General features: G+C 46.7%; 10 protein-coding genes. 3 read left to right on the top strand and 7 right to left on the bottom strand.

Going from position 1 to position 21,009, the window contains the following annotated elements:
- Window positions 1-29 precede the first annotated feature (29 nt).
- From esaA to MKX71_RS16405, 5 genes are all read right to left on the bottom strand, one after another.
- Window positions 30-3,254, bottom strand: a complete 3,225-nt coding sequence (esaA, locus tag MKX71_RS16385; protein WP_181217406.1) for a type VII secretion protein EsaA — start codon at window positions 3,252-3,254, stop codon at window positions 30-32.
- Window positions 3,251-7,738, bottom strand: coding sequence for a type VII secretion protein EssC (gene essC / locus MKX71_RS16390; protein ID WP_277736672.1), 4,488 nt, complete (start codon window positions 7,736-7,738; stop codon window positions 3,251-3,253). The genes esaA and essC overlap by 4 nt, the downstream gene beginning before the upstream one ends.
- A 60-nt stretch (window positions 7,739-7,798) precedes the next feature.
- Window positions 7,799-9,154 (bottom strand): type VII secretion protein EssB, encoded by a 1,356-nt coding sequence (gene essB, locus MKX71_RS16395; protein ID WP_128471909.1) that lies wholly within the window; start codon window positions 9,152-9,154, stop codon window positions 7,799-7,801.
- Between the two features lie 14 nt (window positions 9,155-9,168).
- A complete protein-coding gene (yukD, locus tag MKX71_RS16400) occupies window positions 9,169-9,408 on the bottom strand; it encodes an ESX secretion system protein YukD (RefSeq protein WP_003228763.1) in 240 nt (79 codons plus the stop codon).
- Between the two features lie 69 nt (window positions 9,409-9,477).
- The gene (locus tag MKX71_RS16405) at window positions 9,478-9,771 is read right to left on the bottom strand and encodes a WXG100 family type VII secretion target (protein WP_003220661.1); all 294 of its coding nucleotides are present in this window, start codon (window positions 9,769-9,771) and stop codon (window positions 9,478-9,480) included.
- Window positions 9,772-10,289: 518 nt separating this feature from the next.
- Here MKX71_RS16405 and adeR point away from each other — a divergent pair.
- From adeR to MKX71_RS16420, 3 genes are all read left to right on the top strand, one after another.
- Window positions 10,290-11,558, top strand: a complete 1,269-nt coding sequence (gene adeR / locus MKX71_RS16410; RefSeq protein WP_080263037.1) for a sporulation transcriptional activator AdeR — start codon at window positions 10,290-10,292, stop codon at window positions 11,556-11,558.
- 101 nt (window positions 11,559-11,659) lie between these two features.
- Window positions 11,660-12,796 carry an alanine dehydrogenase gene (gene ald / locus MKX71_RS16415; protein ID WP_014480718.1) on the top strand — a complete coding sequence of 379 codons (1,137 nt, stop codon included), beginning with the start codon at window positions 11,660-11,662 and terminating at the stop codon, window positions 12,794-12,796.
- Window positions 12,797-12,907: 111 nt separating this feature from the next.
- Window positions 12,908-13,585: a YukJ family protein gene (locus MKX71_RS16420; protein WP_021480511.1), complete on the top strand. Its 678-nt coding sequence runs from the start codon at window positions 12,908-12,910 to the stop codon at window positions 13,583-13,585.
- A 43-nt stretch (window positions 13,586-13,628) separates the two neighbouring features.
- Here the strand turns inward: MKX71_RS16420 and MKX71_RS16425 are convergent, their stop codons facing one another.
- A complete protein-coding gene (locus MKX71_RS16425; protein ID WP_029725880.1) occupies window positions 13,629-13,838 on the bottom strand; it encodes an MbtH family protein in 210 nt (69 codons plus the stop codon).
- Between the two features lie 15 nt (window positions 13,839-13,853).
- The gene (dhbF, locus tag MKX71_RS16430; protein WP_339231322.1) at window positions 13,854-20,990 is read right to left on the bottom strand and encodes a non-ribosomal peptide synthetase DhbF; all 7,137 of its coding nucleotides are present in this window, start codon (window positions 20,988-20,990) and stop codon (window positions 13,854-13,856) included.
- Window positions 20,991-21,009 lie beyond the last annotated feature (19 nt).

Consider the following 21,009-nt stretch of genomic DNA (forward strand, 5'->3'; position numbering starts at 1 on the left):
AAATCATGATCCCCTTTTCCATGCTGCGATCACGCTTCATACGTTTCATCGCTTTCTGCTGTGTGTTCAGCCATCAGCCGGATAATCAGCGGCAGAGCCGCGGCAATCACCGTAATGATCAGCAGAACTGTTATTCCCATTGTAAACAAGTGCCCAGTACCGTACTGGATGTCGATATATACTTTCGAAACCGGATCTTCAAATGTAAAGTTCGGCATGATCAAATCAATAAGCGGTGCGACATAGAATAGGATCATTGCCGCTGAAGCAACCCAGCCAGGGATTGATCCGAATCTGAATGCCGTCCGGATGAAGGCAGAGCTTGCGACCAGCAATAGAATCGTAAACACCGACCACTTAATCGTCTGATCGTCCGGCAGTGAATAAATATTCAAACCGAACAAGCTGATCATAAGTCCGACAAGGATATTCAGAATTCCGAATAACGCTCCTTTGACGAGAAGCGGTGCGTTTTGGTAATACGAGCTGAAATAGCCGATTAACAGACTGCTGATCAACACAATGACAAGGATGACAACCGGAGGTACCGTCTGAATTTTTTCTTCCGGAACCTCTCCGCTGATTTTAAGCGGATTCGCTAAGTAATCATATACATAGCCATTGTTTTGCCCGTCTACTAATGTATTTCCGAGTATGCCGTATACGTCATTTCGCACGAGTTTCGTGGAGGCGACATTTTTCCCCCAGTTGTTGTTTAAGGTGTCGGCTTTCGCTTGAACATCATTGACGCTTTGCTGCATGTTGGTTGTGTAATCAATGATGCCTGACTGGCGATCAGACAATGAACCCATCATGTCTGACATTTGCAGCACTTCCTGGCCGACCGTATCTTGGACACTCAGTGCCATGGTGCCAGACAGCCCATCGTTGCTGAACGTCGCAGATTCCTGTGTTGCGCCCGTTACAAGCTGTTCTGACGCTTTTGCGGCACTTTCAGAGATTTTCGTCAGTTCGTCGAGAACACCTGCTTGAGAGTCACGGATATAGCCGCTGTAGTCGTCCGCAAATTTGGTCATGCCGTCGATGAAGCTGTTAATATCCTCATCTGTTTGCATCGTGTTGTTTTTGAGAGCTTCCCAGCTGGCTGATTCTTCAGGTGTGAGAGCCAGGACTGATTTGACGTTGCCCTGCTGGCCGTCAATAGCGCCGGCTTTTGCAGCACTGTCAATCGTACCGGATAATACAGAGTCATAAACAGACAAATATTTATAGTATCTCATTAAAGCGGAGATGCTTTCTGTATTGATTTCTCCTGAAAATTGAAGCTGATCTTTATTTTCAAGCTCGCGAATCGCACTGTAAATCCCTTCAAACTCCCGCTTCCGTTTCGCTTCGAGATTTTCAAGCTTACCTTCGAGCTTTTTCACTTTGTCTTTCAGGTCTTCAATTTCATCATTAAGACCTTCCATTTGTACTTTTATTTCCTCTAACTTCTTTTTCAGCTCTTCATTATGGGCAGTTTCTTTTTCTTTGAGCTCTTCTTCAATTTGCTTGATTCGCTCAGACGCTTTGCTGAGCTGTTCCTTTGCTTTGGCGATATCAGAAATGCCGCCGTTTCCTGGTTGATCTTGGTCCCCAGGCTCCGTCGTATCTCCGCCGCTGCCGGTATCTCCTGAATCTCCGGTACCGTCTTCATTTGCCAGCTTGATAAATTGAAGGGCTGAGTCAGATGAAGCAGTCTGTTCGGCAGATGTGCCCGTTTCAGTTTTTCCGCTGTCTGACGCATCGCCGTTCTGCTCCTGACCGTCTGTTCCCTTCTGCTGGTCTTGATCCTGAGTACTGCCGTCCGTTTGTCCGTCATTACCGGTATCACTGCTGTTATTGTCGTTCCCTGTGTCGCCCTGTGTATCATCGGGCTTTGTACTGCCCCCGTCATCAGGTTTTTCTGGATTATCAGTGGACGGATCGTCTGGTTCAGTACCCGGGTCCTCCGGTGTTGGGTCCTCTTTTTCAGGCTCCTTCAGATTGTCTGAAATATCCTGAATATCAGCAGCGATATTTTTCAGTTCTTCACGCTGTTTTTCAAGATCAATTTTGAGTTCTTCAGGATCTTCTTCTTTAGGGTCTTTATCTTTATCATTGTTGTCAGAACCATCGTCTATGACTGGGTCGTCCCCTTTCGCAACTGTCAATGCCTGACGTGCCGGGACAAGCAATTGGTACACCTGATTTAGTGCAGCCTGTCTTGATGCGGCCTGATATTGTTCGATTAAATTACTTTGGATTTTTGCCATGCCAAGTTCCTGCTGGGACACTTGCCCTTCCCTAATTTCCTGGGCGTTTGCCAGCACATTACTGGTTTGTCCGAGCTGTGTCTTCGCTTGGCCGATCCCGGTTGCCAACCCGCTCATGCGTTCGCTGAACTGATTCGCCTTTTGCTGTGCCTGGATGGCATCCAGACCTGTCCGGATTTGCTGCTGTGTTGAATCCTGGGCTGCCAAAAGCAGCTTTTTCTGATTCTCTTGATATTCTTTGTACCTTTCAACTGTATCAATGAATTCTTTCAGCGTGTTTTTGGCTTCCTCCGCCGTAGAAGCTTTTTCTTTTGTCGTGCCTTGCGCTTCATTCATTGATTTCTTCAGCTCATCGATTAAGTCTTTTTGCTGTTTGATTTCACCTGCTAAATCATTAGAGCTTGGTTTGTAAAAGTTGTACATGACATTCTGGAATTCAGATTCTTTATTGACGATCTTGTCAAATTCTCCTCTGATGTTGTCCACTTTTTGCGAAACAAAGTTCCAGTATAAGGCCGACATTTTTTTGTTCATTGTCTTTTGGGCATCCTCAAGCTCCCGCTGAACTTTTTCTTTGTTAACCGCATTCAGGTTATCTTGAATGCTGAATTCGAGCGTTGCTTTTTGAGGATGGTCTTTGTCATAGCTCAAAATGTTTTTTGAGAAGTCTGAGGGAATGTAGACGATCGCATCATATTTCTTTGAAGCGAGACCGGTCTCGGCCGCGCTTCGGTTTACGACCGTCCACGAATAATCAGGACGTTCACCCAGAACAGCCGCTACTTCCTTGCCGAACTGGGCGGATTTGTCCTCTTCATCAGACTTTACCTCATCACTCAATACGCCTGTGTCTTCATTCACCACCGCGATTTGCCGGGTGGAATTGACTGCTTTTTTCGTCGGATCGTCTCCGATAAATCGGAAAAACAACACCGGCAGCAGCAAAATGATGATGACGGCGGATATTAACTTGATCAAGCTTTTTCGTTGTTCTGTCATCTAGCACTCTCCCTTTCAGCAGAACATAAAGGAATTTGAACTTTTTGCTCCTTCCCGTTTTCCACAACATATCCGAAGCCCGGCTGAATCTCCGGCTCCTGTCTTTGGTACGGGAGAGGAATGACATTTTGCTCAGACTTTTTCATCAGCAGAATCGCGTGGCGGATTTGCTTCATCTCAGTCGTCAAGGAGTCATAGCCTTTTGAGAATTCGCTGTGGTTACCACCCGGGATAAAACTGAAGCCAAGATGAGCGTATGATTTCATGAAGTTAGCGAGACGATCTTGTATTCTCGTATCAATCGTCTGCTGGAATCTCGTTATCCCGTCAATCATCAGCACCACTTGTGAGAATCGCAGATTTTGCGCGTCTCCTTGGCGGACGGCTTCCACATACATGGCCTCTCTAGTTTTGAAAATGTCTTCTGCTGTTTCAATCCACTGCTCAATATCTTCTTTCGTTTCCAAATATGAAACATCTGATTCCTTCGCATAATGAGATAAGCCGCGGTCAATCGAGTCAAACAGGCCGATCATTTCAGTTTCATCATCAATCAGATGTTCGAGCATGACTTTTAAGACGTTTGTTTTCCCGCGCTGAGTCTGGCCTAAAATCAGGCAGTGCTTATGCTTGCCTAAATCAAAATAGACTGGGCTGACTGTTTCTTCATGAAGCCCGATCGGTACAGATAAAGGCTTGCGTTCCAGCTTGAAGCGGAGAGAAAATTCTCTCGTTGTCAGGCTCTCAGGCAGCATCGGAATCGGTGCCGGCTGCTTATTTGAAGCAAATCGCCCTTGAAGTTTCTGTACGTCTGATTTCAGCTCGTTGAACATGCCGATATCATCATCGGCGTCAACAGGCAGGAACATTTGCGCGAAATAAAGCTCTTCCTTTTGAATGATGACGCGTCCCGGAATCGGCTCAAGATTGAATTTCGGACGGCCGTAAATGGAATATCCTTCTGATTGATCCATGAGATAATGGACAACCTTTGTTTTCAAGTTATTTAACAATGACTGGCGGACAGCATTCACCCTCGTTGCTGTCAGCATAAAGTAGATACCCAAGCTTTGTCCGTCTCTGGAAAGCTGGACAAATTCCGATTCAAGCTCATGCATCTCATCCTTGACAATGTCAAAGTTGTCAATGGTGATAAAAATGAACGGAAGCTCTTCTTCGCTCAGCGCATTGTACATTTTGATGTGGCTGATTTCTTTTTCCCGGAACAAACGTTTACGGCGGTCAATTTCTTCTTTGATGCGAATCATGAACTTTTCAATTTTTCTTGACTGGTCCATCAGGAAGTAATCCGCGGTATGCGGGAGCTTCGCTAATGGCAGCAGCGTTCCGTTACCGAAATCAAAGATATAGACATGAAGCTCTTCAGGTGTGTATACGTCCGCAAAACTCATCAGGAACGTTGTGGCTGCAATCGATTTTCCGTAGCCCGAAGAGCCGAAGATGCCGATATTTCCATCTTCCATCATCTTATAAGCAATTGGCGCTTGTCTTTGCAGATCAGGTTCATCGACATACGCAAAGTGGAAATGGTCTTTTTCGTTTGAAGGGAAAAGAGTGCGCGGAATACGTTCCGCAAGCGGCGGAAGCCAAGGGCTTGGCAGCTTCTCGATTCCCATTTCATCTTGGATGCGTTCAATTTCGTCAACTACAGCTTCGATTTCGGTTTGAACGTCTTTTTTCGCGTTATCTTCGGTATCAACCTCAGAAAGCGGGATCAGACCCGTATCTGTAACGATCGCGATTTCATCCTCGGTACCGTAGACTTCCTCTAAGTAAGGCGCCCCGCTCCATGCAGATTGGAACAGCTCATACACTTCATTGTTTCCGACCTGCAAATAGCCGCGGCCTGTTACGGTAATGTTTGCGGCATCGCTGTTTTTCAAAATTTCTTTACTGTCGGTGGCATCCTGGACCTTGAGCGCTACTTTAAAGCGCGAGTTACTCCAGATCTGGTCGTCGATGATGCCGCCTGGCTTCTGTGTCGCCAAAATCAAATGAACTCCGAGGCTTCGTCCGATACGCGCGGCACTGACAAGCTCCCTGATAAAATCAGGCTCCTCGCTTTTCAGCTCGGCAAACTCATCAGAGATTAAGAACAAGTGAGGCATCGCCACTTCTGCTTTCCCTTGCTTGTACAGCTTTGTATAGTCATTGATGTGATTGACTTGATACTGGTCAAACAGGCGCTGCCTTTTTTTCAGCTCGCTTTTAATGGAAGCAAGCGCACGCATACTGAAGTTTTTGCTTCCTTCAATATTTGTGATCGTGCCGAGGAGGTGGGGAATGTTGCGGAACGGCTGCGCCATTCCTCCGCCTTTATAGTCAATTAGTAAGAAAGCCGCTTCATGCGGATGAAAATGCACTGCAAGTGACAAGATGTAGGTCTGGAGAAATTCACTTTTCCCTGATCCCGTTGTCCCCGCAAGCAAGCCGTGCGGACCGTGTGCTTTTTCGTGAAGGTTCAGATACACAATGTCATCTTTCCCTTTATAGCCGATCGGCACTGACAGCGACTTCGACGATTCACTTGTCAGCCATCTTTGCTGAATGCCGATTTCTTTTACTTCCTTCGCATGAAAAAGCTCCAGGAACGATACCGTTTCCGGAATGGAATTCGTAATGCCGACCTGGTGGTTCAGCGTCCGCAGTGTGCGTGAGAACCGTTCGTTGTCCTCACGCTGATGATGATCGAGACGGAACGGAATTCTTACCGCTTTTTTCTTTTGTATTAAAATGTCGCCTTCATGCTCATTGATGTAGCGGACAAGAGTTGTAATGTTTTCCGACAAGCTTTCCTTTGTTTCCGCAGCGACAATTGTCGAGATGCCCAGATGCTCATGCTGTCCTTCTAAATATTCGAGAATGACATGCTCGGAGATCAGCTGCTGATTCGTGATGACAAATACAAAATGCGGTTTGAACTGCAGTTTTTCTTTGTCATCTTCGAGATCACGCTCTCTGATCAATTCGTAAAGTGAAGACAGGAGCTGATCTCGCGTTTGCTCATTATAAATAAATCCCTTTGCATAAATATGGGGCATTTGAAATTGCGGAAGCCACTTCATCCACTCCCAGTCTTTATACTCATCTTCATGAAAAATAAATACAAAACGCAAATCGTGATAGCTGTTAAAGAACGACAGCTGTCCGATCAGCTGGTGAATCTCATTTTTCACAATTTGCGATTTACCGACAAGCCCCATCGGACCTTCTGCCAAATCGACCGTCACCGGCGCATTGCGGATATCTTTATAGACGCGCTGCATGTGCTGCGATTTCTCCATGAGATCATCGATATCACGATTAGCCAAGTCTCCGCCGCTCATATTGATTTCATAGCTTGACGGAACTGTTCCCGTCCCAAGCCGCAGCTGGAGATAATCCTTGCTTTCAAGGGATTTTTCCCAGATCCGGTCACTGATTTCACTTGTTAAGTATTTCATTTGTTCAAATGAAGGAAAGTGAAATTCAAGAACCTGCTTTTGTTTTTCAGCAAGTGCCTGAAGCTCTTTCCGCTTATTGTCTAAGTAAAGCTTATATACACGCTCCCGTTTTTCCTCGCGTTTTTTCCGCTGGTTTTTATCCCGGAAATATTGCACTGTCGAGGTAATGAGAGTCATCATAAACATCGCCAAAGAAACGAGTATAAATATGCCGCGCGGCTGGATGATGGCAACTACGCCCATCACGATCAGCATCACAAGCGGAGGCAGGATGACGAGCCACAGCCCTCTGTTGGTTTGATCGCTCTCCTGAGAGGGAAAACTGAAAGAAACGCGGTCATCCGGCAGATCGTATACCATCCGCGGCGTTCTTCTGTACTGCGGATATTTTTTCTGCATCTCTGTACTCGGTTTGACCGTTTCTGTTAACGCTGTTTCAAACTGGGCATAATGAACAATTTCTAACAGGTCTTGTTCCGTCACCCTCATTTGCGTGAAGTTCCAGAATATTTCGTCCCCCGGCTTAAGCGGCGTATTGACGTTGATTTTCTCTCCGTTCAAGAAGATAGACCCGTTTTCAGGGCGGACCGACCAGCTGCCGCCTGAACGAAGCAAAGAAAACGTGCTTTGTTCTGCAAATGCAAAGTCTTGCGGATTCAGATAAATATCTGCATTCGTTTTTTCTGAGGAACATACAATTTCATCCCGGTTTCCCGTAAAATAAACGGATTTCTCAGGTTCACTGCCCGTCAATATCAAGCGTATATCCTGCTGATCCGTTTGGAGAGTAAATGATATATCCGCCTCAATCGTGCCGAGACAATCATTTCCCAGGAAAACTTCGTATTGGCCGCCGGATTCCTTTCTTTTAAGAGAAATCACTCCGCTATTAAATGGAATGGAGCTGATCGTAACAGAATCCTTCACATCAGGCCCTATGGTCACCGGATGAGACGACGGGAGGTTAGACAGATTTAATTTTTGAACGTTATTTTGGTAAAAAACCCATAATAGACTCAAATGGCGAACCCCCTTACGGCCGAATGGCAGCATGCGATGACCTGCGCTTCATGTCTCACGTTATTTGTCATCTTTTTTCTCATCTTTCTTTTCTGTTTCTTTTTTCTCGTCTTCTTTTTCCTTCTGTTCTTCTTTTTTCGCTTTTTCCTCGGCTGCGGCTTTTTCTTCTGCCGCTTTCTCTTCTGCTTGTTTTTCTTCGTCTGTTTGTGTCTGTTCTTCGCTTGTATCGACTAACGATGTTTCAGAATTAGACTGTTTATTTTCTTGACGTTCTTTTTGCGCTTTTTCAAGCTCACTATTTACTGAGTCAAGTTCTTTTTGTATGTCTTCATCATTTGTATCCTCAGATAAAAGCTGCTGTTTATATTTAGCTAGGGCAAAGTAAATATAATCATTGTATTCAAGCTTACGGCCGATACTGATCGCTTCTTTGTATTCTCCTCGACCATAATCAATCCAATATAAGAAATGCTGAGGGTCTGATTGAAGGGTGACTAAATTATTTTCTATATTTTTGGTTTTTGCACTCCCCAGGTTTTCGACCTCAACATAGGACGTCGCCAGCTGATACTGCACCGATTCAGGCAGGCTTTCCGCATCGTACTTGGACAGTGTGCTGATGACTTCACTGTACTGCTTGTTTAAGAACGCACGGTTGCTGTCCACTATCGCCTGGTGCTTTGGCTGCGCGAAAAATAAGGCGTACATCGAATAAATAAGTGCCGGTACAAGCAAAACAATGAGCCCCAGGCCGATATATCGCTGGATGTTCCACTTCTTTCTCGGGATATGTATGTATGTTTTTGCTTTGGCTTCGAGCTCATCAATATGGGTTTGAATCAGCTCGAGCAAATCATCATAGGATTCAGCATCTAATATCGCCTTTGCCTCTGCGGAGAACGTCAGCGTTTCATTGAATTTCAGGTAGTCTTCAAACGCAAAAGCGCCGTCAACTGCCAAAGCCGCTGCCGCTTTCAGCTCCTGCCATACTCTTTCCTCATCACGCTCGTAAGGAGGAATGCTTTCTTTTACTCCATAATGGAGAAAATAAGGCGTAAGCCCTTTATCGAATACAATGTTTTCAGGAGCGACAATCAAATTCAGCCTCGACAGATTGTGCTGCTGTACGGCTTGAACAAGCTGATAGGCAAACTGCCATTTACTTTTTTTATCCTTAGCTTTCATGAAGCGGAATGCTTTATAGGAGGAGGGAGGTTGGATTGTGATGATTACTTCATCATCCGTCACATCGATTTCTTTATGAAAAAATGGATTTATATCTTTGATCACGTTAGCTTCAAGACCGTCGAGAAGCTTTATTTTTTCCCGTTGAAAGGTAAATGTATAGCCGGCATCTGTTTTCTCGGCAACAGCTTCTAATTGGTTTTCTAAATATGATTTTTGTTTACCTGACATTCAACCAGATCCTTTCATAATATTTCAAGCCGGTCTCCGTTTGTAATGCCGCAATCAGACAGCTTGCATTCTCCGGAAAACACCTTATCCTTGTTCACCACTCTGATCCAGTGCCCTTCGCGCGGAGGCATAGATACGCTTTGGGCCTGCCAAGCAATATCAATTACTTTTTTCACCGGGTGGTAATCTGACAATCTGAGATCAAAGACACTGCCGTTATAATGTTTCAAATCTATTGTAATATCAATATACATTTAGGATCACCCTTACATAGAAAGAGCGCCGTCTTCTTTTGAATCAGGCGCTCCTTCCCTTTCATACTGTTATCCGCGGATTTGATTTGCGATGTCTTGGTCAGTAGACTCAAGTGTATTTGCTGTTTGATCAAGCTGCTGATTCACATCTTGAAGCAAATCTGACATTTTGATAAATGAAGGTTTGAGCTGCTCGTATTGATCTGCGAACGCTTCGCTTGAAGCACCTTCCCACATGCTTTTCAAATCAGAGATCATTCGGTTTAAACGATCAACCTGATTTAATACTTCTTGGCTTTCAACGCCGTATTGCTTCGCCATCGCTCTTAGCTCTTCGGGTGTGACACGAATTAATCCTGCCATATTCCTCATTACCTCCTGTGCCATCAGCCTAAATATGGGCTAATTCACTTATTTTTAGAACGTCATTATTATAAAAACAGTTTTTCGGCATAGTCAAACAAATATGTTTTAATTTTACAAAATGAGTCCAATGGTTTACCCCGAATCACTTAAAAATGACATATAATGTAAAGTAAATAGGTTTATTTTCTTAATCTTCTCTTCATTCTCCGAATAATCCAAAAGACCCAAATAACGCTCCAACTCCCAAAAAAAACCTTTCAGAAAATTTGATGCTACAGCACCATTTCTGAAAGGTTCAGTTTTTTCTTTCCTTAATTAGTCTTGCCTCCGATGACTTTCTTAGAAGATTAATAGGATAAGCTGTCGTATTATATGAGGCATACTGTCCTGCAAAAAGGCGATTACACCGCCAAATGTATATAGAACGTTTCTCTCATGAAATTGTTTTTTTGCTTCTGTTCTTTGTTGTTGATTTTCACAAACAACAACAATCATAATAAAAGGAAGGGGATGAGATGTCAAAGAGAAATCAAGCACGAAAAGTAGGGAGATTTATGACCATGCCGAATGATCCGTTTAAATATAGTTTTGACAGACTTGAAGATGTGGCTGATCATATCAGCGACGTTCTGCGGTGCCCGATCACCATAGAGGATGTTAACCACAAGCTGCTTGCCTACAGTACACACAGCGACTGCACAGACCCTGCCCGGACGTCTACCATTATTGGCAGAAGGGTACCGGAAAAGGTGATTAACAAGTTGTGGAAAGATGGGACAATTCCAGCTCTCTTAAAAACGGACCAGCCGATCAGAGTCAAGCAAATTGATGAAGTCGGGCTGAGCAATCGCGTCGCTATTTCGATTTGGAAAAACAAGCAAGTACTTGGCTTCATATGGGCGCTTGAGATCCAAAAAACATTGTCCGATGAAGATCTGCTGACATTGCAAATGGCAGCAAAAGCAGTGAAAAACAAGCTTCTCAAACTTCAAATCAGAAAAACGAAAAATGAAGAACGCAGCCAAGAATTTTTCTGGAAAATGCTGACCGGACACATCCATCAGGAGGATGATATGGCGGATGGGTTCCATAAGCTTGGAATGGCCGCTCCTTCAGAGTTTTCCGTTATGATCATCCGCATAAATGGCGAGCTGACTGAAAAAATCGAACAGCAGCTGCAATATTTACAGGAAACGACCCAGCAGGTTTACGTGCTGCTGGCGACCGTAGATTCCAATGAACTTATTATATTAACCTCACCCAAAACAGATCATCCTTTTCAAGATTTAAAACAGTTTGCTTTAAGTACGCAAAAACAGCTGAAGGAGCGGTATAAAATAGAAGACGTTTCTATCGCTTTTGGCGGAATATACAACTCTATTTCTTTTGTCTCCCGCTCCTATCAGGAAGCATTGTCCGTCTTAAAAACGAAGGAACGGTTCGCTGAAGAGACCAAACATCTTTTCAGCTTTTCTGAGTTAGGCATTTATCAATACTTAGATGTCTTATATGAAAAACGGAAACAGGCGGGCCATTATAATTACTCGCTTTCCAAACTTGAACAATATGACCGGGATCACCAGTCAAATATGGTAGAGACGCTAGAGCGCTTTATTGAAGCGGACAGCAACGTGAATACCGCTTCCAAGCTGTTAAATATACACGTTAATACGTTGAATTACCGACTCAAGCGGATCAGCCAGATCGCTGAAATTGATTTGAAAAATGTGAATCAAAAATTCACCATCTATTTAGATATCAAACTTCGGCACATGGATTTGTGAAATTTCACAAATCCATGTTTTTTTATTTTCTTAATCAAACAAAGAATTTTCCAAAATATCAAGCTACACTAAAAATATCACAGATACAGGAGGAGACAGATATGATCATAGGGGTTCCTAAAGAGATAAAAAACAATGAAAACCGTGTCGCATTAACACCCGGGGGCGTTTCTCAGCTCATTTCAAACGGCCACCGGGTGCTGGTTGAAACAGGCGCGGGCCTTGGAAGCGGATTTGAAAATGAAGCCTATGAGTCAGCAGGAGCGGAAATCATCGCTGATCCGAAACAGGTCTGGGACGCCGAAATGGTCATGAAGGTAAAAGAACCGCTGCCGGAAGAATATGTTTATTTCCGCAAAGGACTTGTGCTGTTTACGTACCTTCATTTAGCAGCTGAGCCTGAGCTTGCACAGGCCTTGAAGGATAAAGGAGTAACTGCCATCGCATATGAAACGGTCAGTGAAGGCCGGACATTGCCTCTTCTCACGCCAATGTCAGAGGTTGCGGGCAGAATGGCAGCGCAAATCGGCGCTCAATTCTTAGAAAAGCCTAAAGGCGGAAAAGGCATTCTGCTTGCCGGGGTGCCGGGCGTTTCTCGCGGAAAAGTAACGATTATCGGAGGAGGCGTTGTCGGAACAAACGCGGCGAAAATGGCTGTCGGCCTCGGTGCAGATGTGACGATCATTGACTTAAACGCAGACCGCTTGCGCCAGCTTGATGACATCTTCGGTCATCAGATTAAAACGTTAATTTCTAATCCGGTCAATATTGCTGATGCTGTAGCGGAAGCGGATCTCCTCATTTGCGCGGTATTAATTCCGGGTGCTAAAGCTCCGACTCTTGTCACTGAGGAAATGGTAAAACAAATGAAACCCGGTTCAGTCATTGTTGATGTAGCGATCGACCAAGGCGGCATCGTCGAAACTGTCGACCATATCACAACACATGATCAGCCAACATATGAAAAACACGGGGTTGTGCATTATGCTGTAGCGAACATGCCGGGCGCAGTCCCTCGTACATCAACAATCGCCCTGACTAACGTTACTGTTCCATACGCGCTGCAAATCGCGAACAAAGGGGCAGTAAAAGCGCTCGCAGACAATGCGGCACTGAGAGCGGGTTTAAACACCGCAAACGGACACGTGACCTATGAAGCTGTAGCAAGAGATCTAGGCTATGAGTATGTTCCTGCCGAGAAAGCTTTACAGGATGAATCATCTGTGGCGGGTGCTTAATTCACAATGAGCTTGCAGAAAGATTTCTGCAGGCTTTTTTATTTTTTAAAAGGAAAAAAGAGACCATTTCACGAATTATGACTATGAAGTTGATCATAAAGGAGGATTCATATGGCTGTTCAGCAATATGGCGTGTTAAAAGGCATAGTCTTAGACATGAAGCGGGAAACAGATGATGACAGTCCTCATTTCCAAGTCAAAATGCTCGGTGAAGAGAATACGTATTACAGGTGCGCCATCAATGTGATGTCCAGTTCTGAGGAATCTGAAGTATTGTATTTGGCTGACGATCAGTTTGATTCGGGCTCAATTACCATCCTTCCGAACATGCCGTATGGATATACAAGGATCAATGAAGCAAACCGTGAAGTGGCACTGGATTATGTGCGGGGCAATTTGTTTGACCCGCGGGAAATGAAGCCTTTGCCTCATGAAATCACGGGACCTGATAATGATTTAAATGATTTTATTGAAACCTATATGAAGAAAGCACAAGATGAGAAAGCGCCGGTTTATATATTTGGTTCAAAATTCGGACCTGAACGGGCTGCAGATAAAATATTCGGCTTTACCCCGACTAACGGAATGCACAATATCCATATGAATCAAGGGAATGCAATGGATACGCGCTGGAAAAAAGACAACGGCTCTTGGCATGACGGGGGTATTCTGATTCAGTTTGCAGATCAGTGGGCCGCTGTGTTTTTAGCGTTTTTGTCCCAATCTTGGTGTACCGATGAAAACGGAAACCCGGTCAGAGATTGTGATCATACTCAAACGTCTGCGTAAGATAGAAAAAGAGACTGCGGCGAGCAGTCTCTTTTTGATACGATTACACATTTTCAACAGTCTTTAGGCTGTTTGGCCTCATATCGCTCCAATGCGATTGGATATAGTCCAAACAAGCTTCACGCCCTTTTTCCTCATGAACAACTGTCCAGCCGCTCGGCACATCTATAAAACCCGGCCATAGGGAATATTGGCCTTCTTCATTGACCAGCACCAAATATGTGCCATCCGCATTTTCAAAAGGATTTGCCATTCTATTTCTCCTCCCTTATTTATTCAACTCTTCCAATTTGACAGCGAGAATCTCGCCGATTTGAGCCAGAGGTTCCGGCTGACATAGATCTTTATGACGGCAGTCGATGTCGATTTGTTCAATCTGTCCGTTAATATAAGGCTTCCACGAGTCAGGTTCAATCGGGTCAAACCATTCAGGAATGATTGTTGATCTGAAAAACAAAACATTTCCACGGAAGGTTTTCGGCTTATAGGAACCTAAAATGCCGACAGAATTGACATACGTATTCTTCAAATTTAAAATGACCGTTTCATCCAGGCTCGCAAGCGCACTGCCGTCACGGCGAAGAATCTCAATCGCCGCTTCAAAATCTAGCGGTTTGTCCCCTAAGCTGTCTGGATCGTACCCGCCTAACGCCAGAAGGGCAATAAGCGCTTCCTCATCATCCGGTGCCTCTTTTATAGGAAGGAAGTGGTTCGGATAGGCGTCCAGCATCACCAACAGGGATACTTCTTCTCCTTGATTTTGCAGCTGGGTAGCCATCGCTTGAACGACATTCCCGCCCAGGGACCAGCCCAGCAGATGGTACGGGCCTTTTGGCTGGACCGTTCGGATTTGTTTAATGTAATCGGCAGCCATGTCATCAAGTGTTTTCGGAAGCTCCTCGCGCTGCCCGATTCCCCGTGCCTGCAAGCCGTAGATTGGATAATCTGTTCCTATATTGGTCATCAAACCGGCATAACACCAGCTGAGCCCCCCTGCCGGATGAACACAGAATAAAGGAGGCTTGTCTCCACTTGTTCGGAGCGGCAGCAGAACGTCAAGAGCGCTTTGGCTTGATCCCATTTCAAGTCTTTCAGCGAGTCCGGCTACAGTAGGTGCTTCGAACAAGTTGCCGATGCTGAGTTCAACGCCGAGCGCTTCACGAATGCGGCTCATGAGCTGTACAGCAAGCAAGGAATGTCCGCCTAAATCAAAGAAACGGTCATCAATGCCGACACGCGGCAAGTGAAGCACCTCCATAAAGAGGTCACAGAGAATTTCTTCCTGCGGCGTTCTCGGTCCTCGTCCTGTCACTGCCGCTGCGAAATCCGGAGCGGGCAGTGCTTTACGATCAAGCTTTCCATTCGGTGTCAGCGGCAATTCTTTCATCGTCACAAAGGCAGCAGGCACCATGTAATCCGGCAGTCTCTCCGCAGCATATTTGCGCAGTTCCGCCGTATCAAATGTTTCTTCCGAAGGGATGACATAAGCTGCCAACCGTTTATCTCCCGGCTGATCCTCACGAACGATCACTGCCGCATCTTCAAGCTGCGGATGCTGAACAAGCGCGGCTTCAATTTCTCCCAATTCAATCCGGAATCCCCGAATTTTCACTTGATGGTCTGCACGGCCGACATAGTCGAGAGAACCGTCAGCGCGGAGGCGGGCCACATCCCCAGTGCGGTACATCCGGGTGCCTGGAGGACCGAACGGATCAGCTATGAAGCGTTCAGATGTTAAACCAGGCCGGCCTAGATAACCTCGTGCTAACCCCGCTCCTGATACATACAGCTCTCCGGCAACACCCGGCGGGACCGGCTGCAGGCGTTCATCCAGCACGTATACACCAAGATCGGGAATGCCGCAGCCGATCAAGCTGTTTGCCCGTAAAGCTGCCATGCTTCGGTCTAATTCGATATAGCTCACATGCACCGTCGTTTCTGTAATACCATACATATTGATAAGCTGCGGTCTATTTTCAGGGTGGCGGTTGTACCAATCCTCTAAACGGCTGAGTTCAAGCGCTTCTCCGCCAAAAATGACATAGCGCAGACTGAGTGCCTGTCCGAGATCCGGCTGTTCCCGTTCCGCCTGCATAAACTGATAGAAAGCAGACGGTGTCTGGTTCAGAACAGTCACCCCCTCTTTGACAAGCAGGCGCAGAAACGCTTCTGGCGATCTGCTGACGTGGTGAGGCACGATTACAAGACGTCCGCCATGCAGCAGAGGACCCCAGATCTCCCACACCGAAAAATCAAACGCATAGGAATGGAACATGGTCCAGATATCGTCTGAGCTGAAACGGAACCAGTGCTCGGTCGCTGCAAATAAACGTGTTACATTTTGGTGAGGAATCATCACACCTTTTGGAACACCTGTTGAGCCGGATGTATAAATGACATACGCCGTATTCAAAGGCGAAAGCGGCTGAGTCCTATCCTTATTTTTTGGATTCTCTGCAGGGTACGTGTTTAGTTTCTCTGCCAGCTCGGGATCATCCAGCACGATTTTCGGCACGTTTTCAACTGGCGGAATGTGATTTGCAGCTTTAGTGTTCGTCATGATAAACGCAGGCTGGGCATCTTTTAGCATAAAAGCAATTCGATCAGCCGGATAATCCGGATCAAGAGGGAGATAAGCTGCCCCGGCTTTTAGCACCGCCAATAGGCCGACAGCCATTTCCAACGATCGGGGCAGTGCCAATGCCACAAATTGCTCCGGCCCGACACCTTCACTAATCAGCATTCGGGCAAGCCGGTTTGCTCTTTCATTCAGCTCTGCATAGTTCAGTGCCTGATTTTCATATACAACGGCAATGGCATCAGGACGTAAAGCAGCCTGCTTCTCAAATTGCTCTGGCAAACATGCGTGCGGAATCTTTTCAGATACACTTTGCCAATCAGTCACCATGCTGCTGCGTTCCTCTGGCGCAAGAATATCCAGATTTCCGATTTGCTCGTCAGGATCAGACTCGGCAGCCTCCAACAGGCGCATCAATCGGTCAGCAAGAGCCTGAGCAGTTTCCCGCTTGAAAAGATCAGTGCTGTATTCAAGCAGTCCTTCCATTCCGTTTGGTGTCCCGTCAGCAAGGCGATCTTCACTAATTTCCAGCGTCAAATCAAACTTGGCAGAACCGACACTGTTGATTCGCAGGCTGCTCTCCATATCAGGAAGATGCAGTTCAGCGTCCGGTGTGTTTTGGAACGCAAGCATGATTTGGAATAAAGGATGCGTCGCACGCGAACGAGCCGGATTGAGCACCTCTACAAGTCTCTCAAACGGCAGATCCTGATTGTCATAGGCGGCCAGATTCACTTCCCGTACTCTGTCTAGAAGCTCACGAAAGCTTGGGTCACCGGACGTATCAGTTCTGAGCACCAATGTATTAATGAACAGCCCTACAAGATCGCCCAGCGCATCATCATTCCGTCCCGCGATCGGACTGCCGATCGGAATATCGGTGCCCGCCCCGAGCCTTGTCAATAAAGCGGCGAGACCGGATTGAAGCACCATAAACAGGCTCACCCTATTTGCGCGAGCCAGCTCCTGCAATCGCTTGTGAAACTCGGGCTCAATACGAAAATGAATCGTATCTCCATCATGACTCGGCTCAGCCGGACGTGAATAATCGGTTGGCAGTTCAAGCTGATCAGGCAGGTTTTTCAAGGTTTCTTTCCAGAAAGCAAGCTGTCCGGCAATCAAGCTATTTGGATCATCCTCGTTTCCAAGCAGTTCTTGCTGCCAAAGCGCATAGTCTGCATACTGCACAGCAAGAGGCGCCCATTCGGGAGATCGTCCGTGGCAGCGAGCCGCATAAGCTGTCCCAAGGTCTCTGGTCAGCGGTGTTAAGGACCAGCCGTCCCCGACAATATGATGGACGAGAAGAAGCAGCACGTACTCGTCAGGACCGATCACAAAAAGCTCGGCACGAAAAGCAGGTTCAGCTGCAAGATCAAAGCTGTAGCGTACAGCTTCGGCAAGCCGATCAGAAAGCTCCTTCTCAGCAATTTCAGTAACATGTAACTCGGGACAGGCTCGATCGGCATCTAAAATATGCTGATAGGATGTCCCCTGTGATTCAGGGAAGATCGTCCGAAGACTTTCATGACGGCGGACGAGGTCATAAAGTGCCGCTTTCAGCAATCCTTGATCCAACTCACCTGACAAACGGACAGCAACCGGAATATTATAAGTAGGACTCGGTCCTTCCAGACAATGCAGGAACCATAGCCGGCGCTGGGCAAATGAGAGCGGGATCTTTTCAGGCCGCTCAGCTCTCTGCAAAGCGGGACGTGCACTCTGCACCAAATCAAGATGGGCTGCGAGTCCGGCTACTGTCGGTTCGTCAAAGAGCTTGGCGATACCAAGTTCGGCTCCCATTACCTCGCGAATGCGGCCCATCAGACGGGCTGCAAGAAGAGAATGGCCCCCAAGCTCGAAGAAACTGTCATCGATACCGACGCGTGCCAAACCGAGAACCTCTGCAAACAAGTCACACAATATCTCTTCCTGAGGAGTCCGCGGGGCCCGATCACTGACAGATGTGCTGAAGTCTGGTGCCGGCAGTGCTTTCCGGTCAAGCTTGCCATTAGGTGTTAACGGCAGCTCGTCCATCTCCACAAACGCCGACGGTACCATATAATCAGGAAGACTAGCCCCCATATAACGACGAAGCTCTGCAGTATCAATAGCAGCATCAGCGACTACATAAGCCGCCAATCGTTTGTCTCCCGGCAGATCTTCCCGTACGACAACCGCGGCCTGTTCAATGTGCGGGTGATTGGCAAGCACGGCATCAATTTCTCCAAGTTCAATTCGGAATCCGCGAATTTTGATTTGATGATCCGCCCGCCCGATATAATCCAAAGACCCATCGGCGCGCCAGCGGGCCTGGTCTCCGGTCCGATACATCCGAGTTCCCGGCGGTCCGTATGGATCTGCAACGAAGCGCTCCGCCGTTAAATCAGGACGATGGAAATAACCTCTGGCCAAGCCGGTTCCTGCAATATAAAGCTCTCCGACAACGCCCGGCGGCACCGGCTGCAATCCATTATCAAGCACATACACCTGCGTGTTCCAAATCGGTTTCCCAATCGGAGGAACGCCCTTCAGCCCTTCTTCAAGAAAAGCTGCGGCAGACCAAATCGTTGTTTCAGTGGGACCGTATAAGTTCGTGACTGAACAATGAAGGTCTTGAAGCGCCTGCAAAAGACCGCTCGGCAGCGCCTCGCCTCCTACAAGCACTCTAAGCCCCCGAAGTTTCTCAGGTTCACTCGTTACCAAAGCGTGCCACAGTGTCGGTGTCGCCTGCATAATGTTAATATCGAAATTTTCAATCATTTGAGCTAATGCCTGCGGCTCACGGATCGTTTCTTTCTTTGCGATCACGATTTGCGCTCCGCTAATCAGCGGAAGATATAACTCCAATGCTGAAATATCAAAAGCGACAGTCGTCACAGCCAACAGCCTGTCTTCTTCTCCTAGAGAAAATGCCTCCTGCATAGACAGCAGAAAATTGCTTAAGCTTTTCTGTGTCACAACGACTCCCTTCGGTCTTCCTGTTGATCCTGAGGTATAGATGATATACGCAGGATGGTCAAGCGAAACCGATACATCCTGATTTTCCGGCGAATAGCGTTTTATAATCTCCTGTGTAACAGCCTGATCAAGCACAAGCTCAGGTACAGCCAGGTCATCAGGCAGACTGGCTGCTATTTCCTCAGTCGTTATGATGCATGAAGGTTTCGCATCCTCCAGCATGTAAGAAATGCGGTCGGCTGGAAACTCCGGATCAAGGGGGAGATACGCCGCACCAGTCTTGAGCACACCAAGCATTGAAGCCACCATCTCAGGGGAACGCGGCAGCGCCAAAGCGACAAATTGCTCCGGACCAATCCCTTTTTCGATCAACAGACGCGCGAGGCGGTTTGCCTCTTCATTGAGCTTTCGATAGTTGACTTGAATGTCATCACACATGAGAGCGATACGTTCTGGCGTAAGAACTGCCTGCTTTTCGAACATGTCCTGAAGGCTGACCAGCTTCTCGGATTTTGCCGTCTCATTCCATTTAGAAATGACTTTTTCTTTCTCCTCTGGCAACAGAAGCTCCATTTGCCCAATCAGCATGTCCTCTCCGGCAGAAGCCGTTTGCAGCAGCTGCAAAATACGCTGCTGATGAAGCTTAATATCAGACTCACTGTATACCTCGGGATTCGCATCAACATCAATTCGCAGCCCGCTGCCGTCTGTTCTGTCATATACATTGATTGATAGATCATCAACAGGACCGGCTGAAAGATTATGCGTTGTGCCCCGGACGCCGGCAAAGTCGAGACCGTAATCAAACGGCATAAGATTGATTTGAGGGCCAAATAATCTATGATTTTCTCCTATCAATTTCAGATCGCGCCTAAGCTCTTCATGGCGATACTTATGATGTCGCCGAATGCTACGGATTTCCCGGGAAATTTGCTGAATCAGTTCAGAAAAGCTCATCGAAGAGCTTACCGTCAGCCGGAGCGGGAGAAGGTTCATCACCATAGCCGGTACATTCAGTGACGCGGACCCTATCCGACCCATCATGGGCAGGCCGAGCACAACATCCTCAGAGCCGGTCATACGGTGCACATAAACAGCTGACACCGCAATCATGACTTCATGCCAGCTTCCTGAGAAATAGCGCGCCGCTTCTTTTAACGCGTTTACATCAGACGGAGGCAGATATGCCGTATGACGAAGAAAACTGTTAGATGTTCTTGGCGCCCGATCAGCCAAGCTCACAACTTCAGGTGCATCTGCAAAACGGTCCAGCCAGAATTGACGATCCTTCTCATACTGCTCTGATCCGCGATAATCTGTATCCTCCTCCAAAATGGCCTGGAGAGACCCAAAGGAACGGCTTTTAGCTGTTTGTCCTTTTATAAGCGCAGTATATGTACTTGCCACACGCTGGGCTATCAGGGAAAAACCGAAGCCGTCGATCGCTATATGGTGAATGCGCTGATACCAAAAGAAACGATCAGGCCCGGCAATAAACAGAGCTTCATTGAACAAAGGGTCATACCCTAAATCAACCGGCTTTGCTAAATCAGCTTTCATCCAGTTTAATGCTGTTTTTTCCGGATCAGGCTCAGAGCTGACGTCAATGACGTGCAGCTGTACATCCGGAGACGGGTTTATCATCTGCCAAGGCCCGTCCATATTTTCACCGAAGCGGACATGCAGCGATTCCGCTTCCTTGATCACGTGCCGCAAAGCTTCTTCAAAAAGAGCAATATTGACTGGTCCATTGATTTCTATATATTCCGCTGTATTGTAGATTGGATTGTCCGGATCAAGCTGCTGAGCAAACCATATGCCAGTTTGCGCCCCGGTCAAAGAATATTGAAGATCTTTTGTATCAGGCATCCGTTTGTTTACCCTCCTT

This window comes from Bacillus sp. FSL M8-0071, assembly GCF_037975455.1.
GTDB classification, from domain to species: domain Bacteria; phylum Bacillota; class Bacilli; order Bacillales; family Bacillaceae; genus Bacillus; species Bacillus subtilis.

Coding starts and splice junctions, on each gene's coding strand:
- dhbF (WP_339231322.1), bottom strand. CDS start 20,990: ATGCCTGATACAAAAGATCTTCAATATTCTTTGACCGGGGCGCAAACT.
- ald (WP_014480718.1), top strand. CDS start 11,660: ATGATCATAGGGGTTCCTAAAGAGATAAAAAACAATGAAAACCGTGTC.
- esaA (WP_181217406.1), bottom strand. CDS start 3,254: ATGACAGAACAACGAAAAAGCTTGATCAAGTTAATATCCGCCGTCATC.
- yukD (WP_003228763.1), bottom strand. CDS start 9,408: ATGTATATTGATATTACAATAGATTTGAAACATTATAACGGCAGTGTC.
- MKX71_RS16425 (WP_029725880.1), bottom strand. CDS start 13,838: ATGGCAAATCCTTTTGAAAATGCGGATGGCACATATTTGGTGCTGGTC.
- essB (WP_128471909.1), bottom strand. CDS start 9,154: ATGTCAGGTAAACAAAAATCATATTTAGAAAACCAATTAGAAGCTGTT.
- MKX71_RS16420 (WP_021480511.1), top strand. CDS start 12,908: ATGGCTGTTCAGCAATATGGCGTGTTAAAAGGCATAGTCTTAGACATG.
- adeR (WP_080263037.1), top strand. CDS start 10,290: ATGTCAAAGAGAAATCAAGCACGAAAAGTAGGGAGATTTATGACCATG.
- MKX71_RS16405 (WP_003220661.1), bottom strand. CDS start 9,771: ATGGCAGGATTAATTCGTGTCACACCCGAAGAGCTAAGAGCGATGGCG.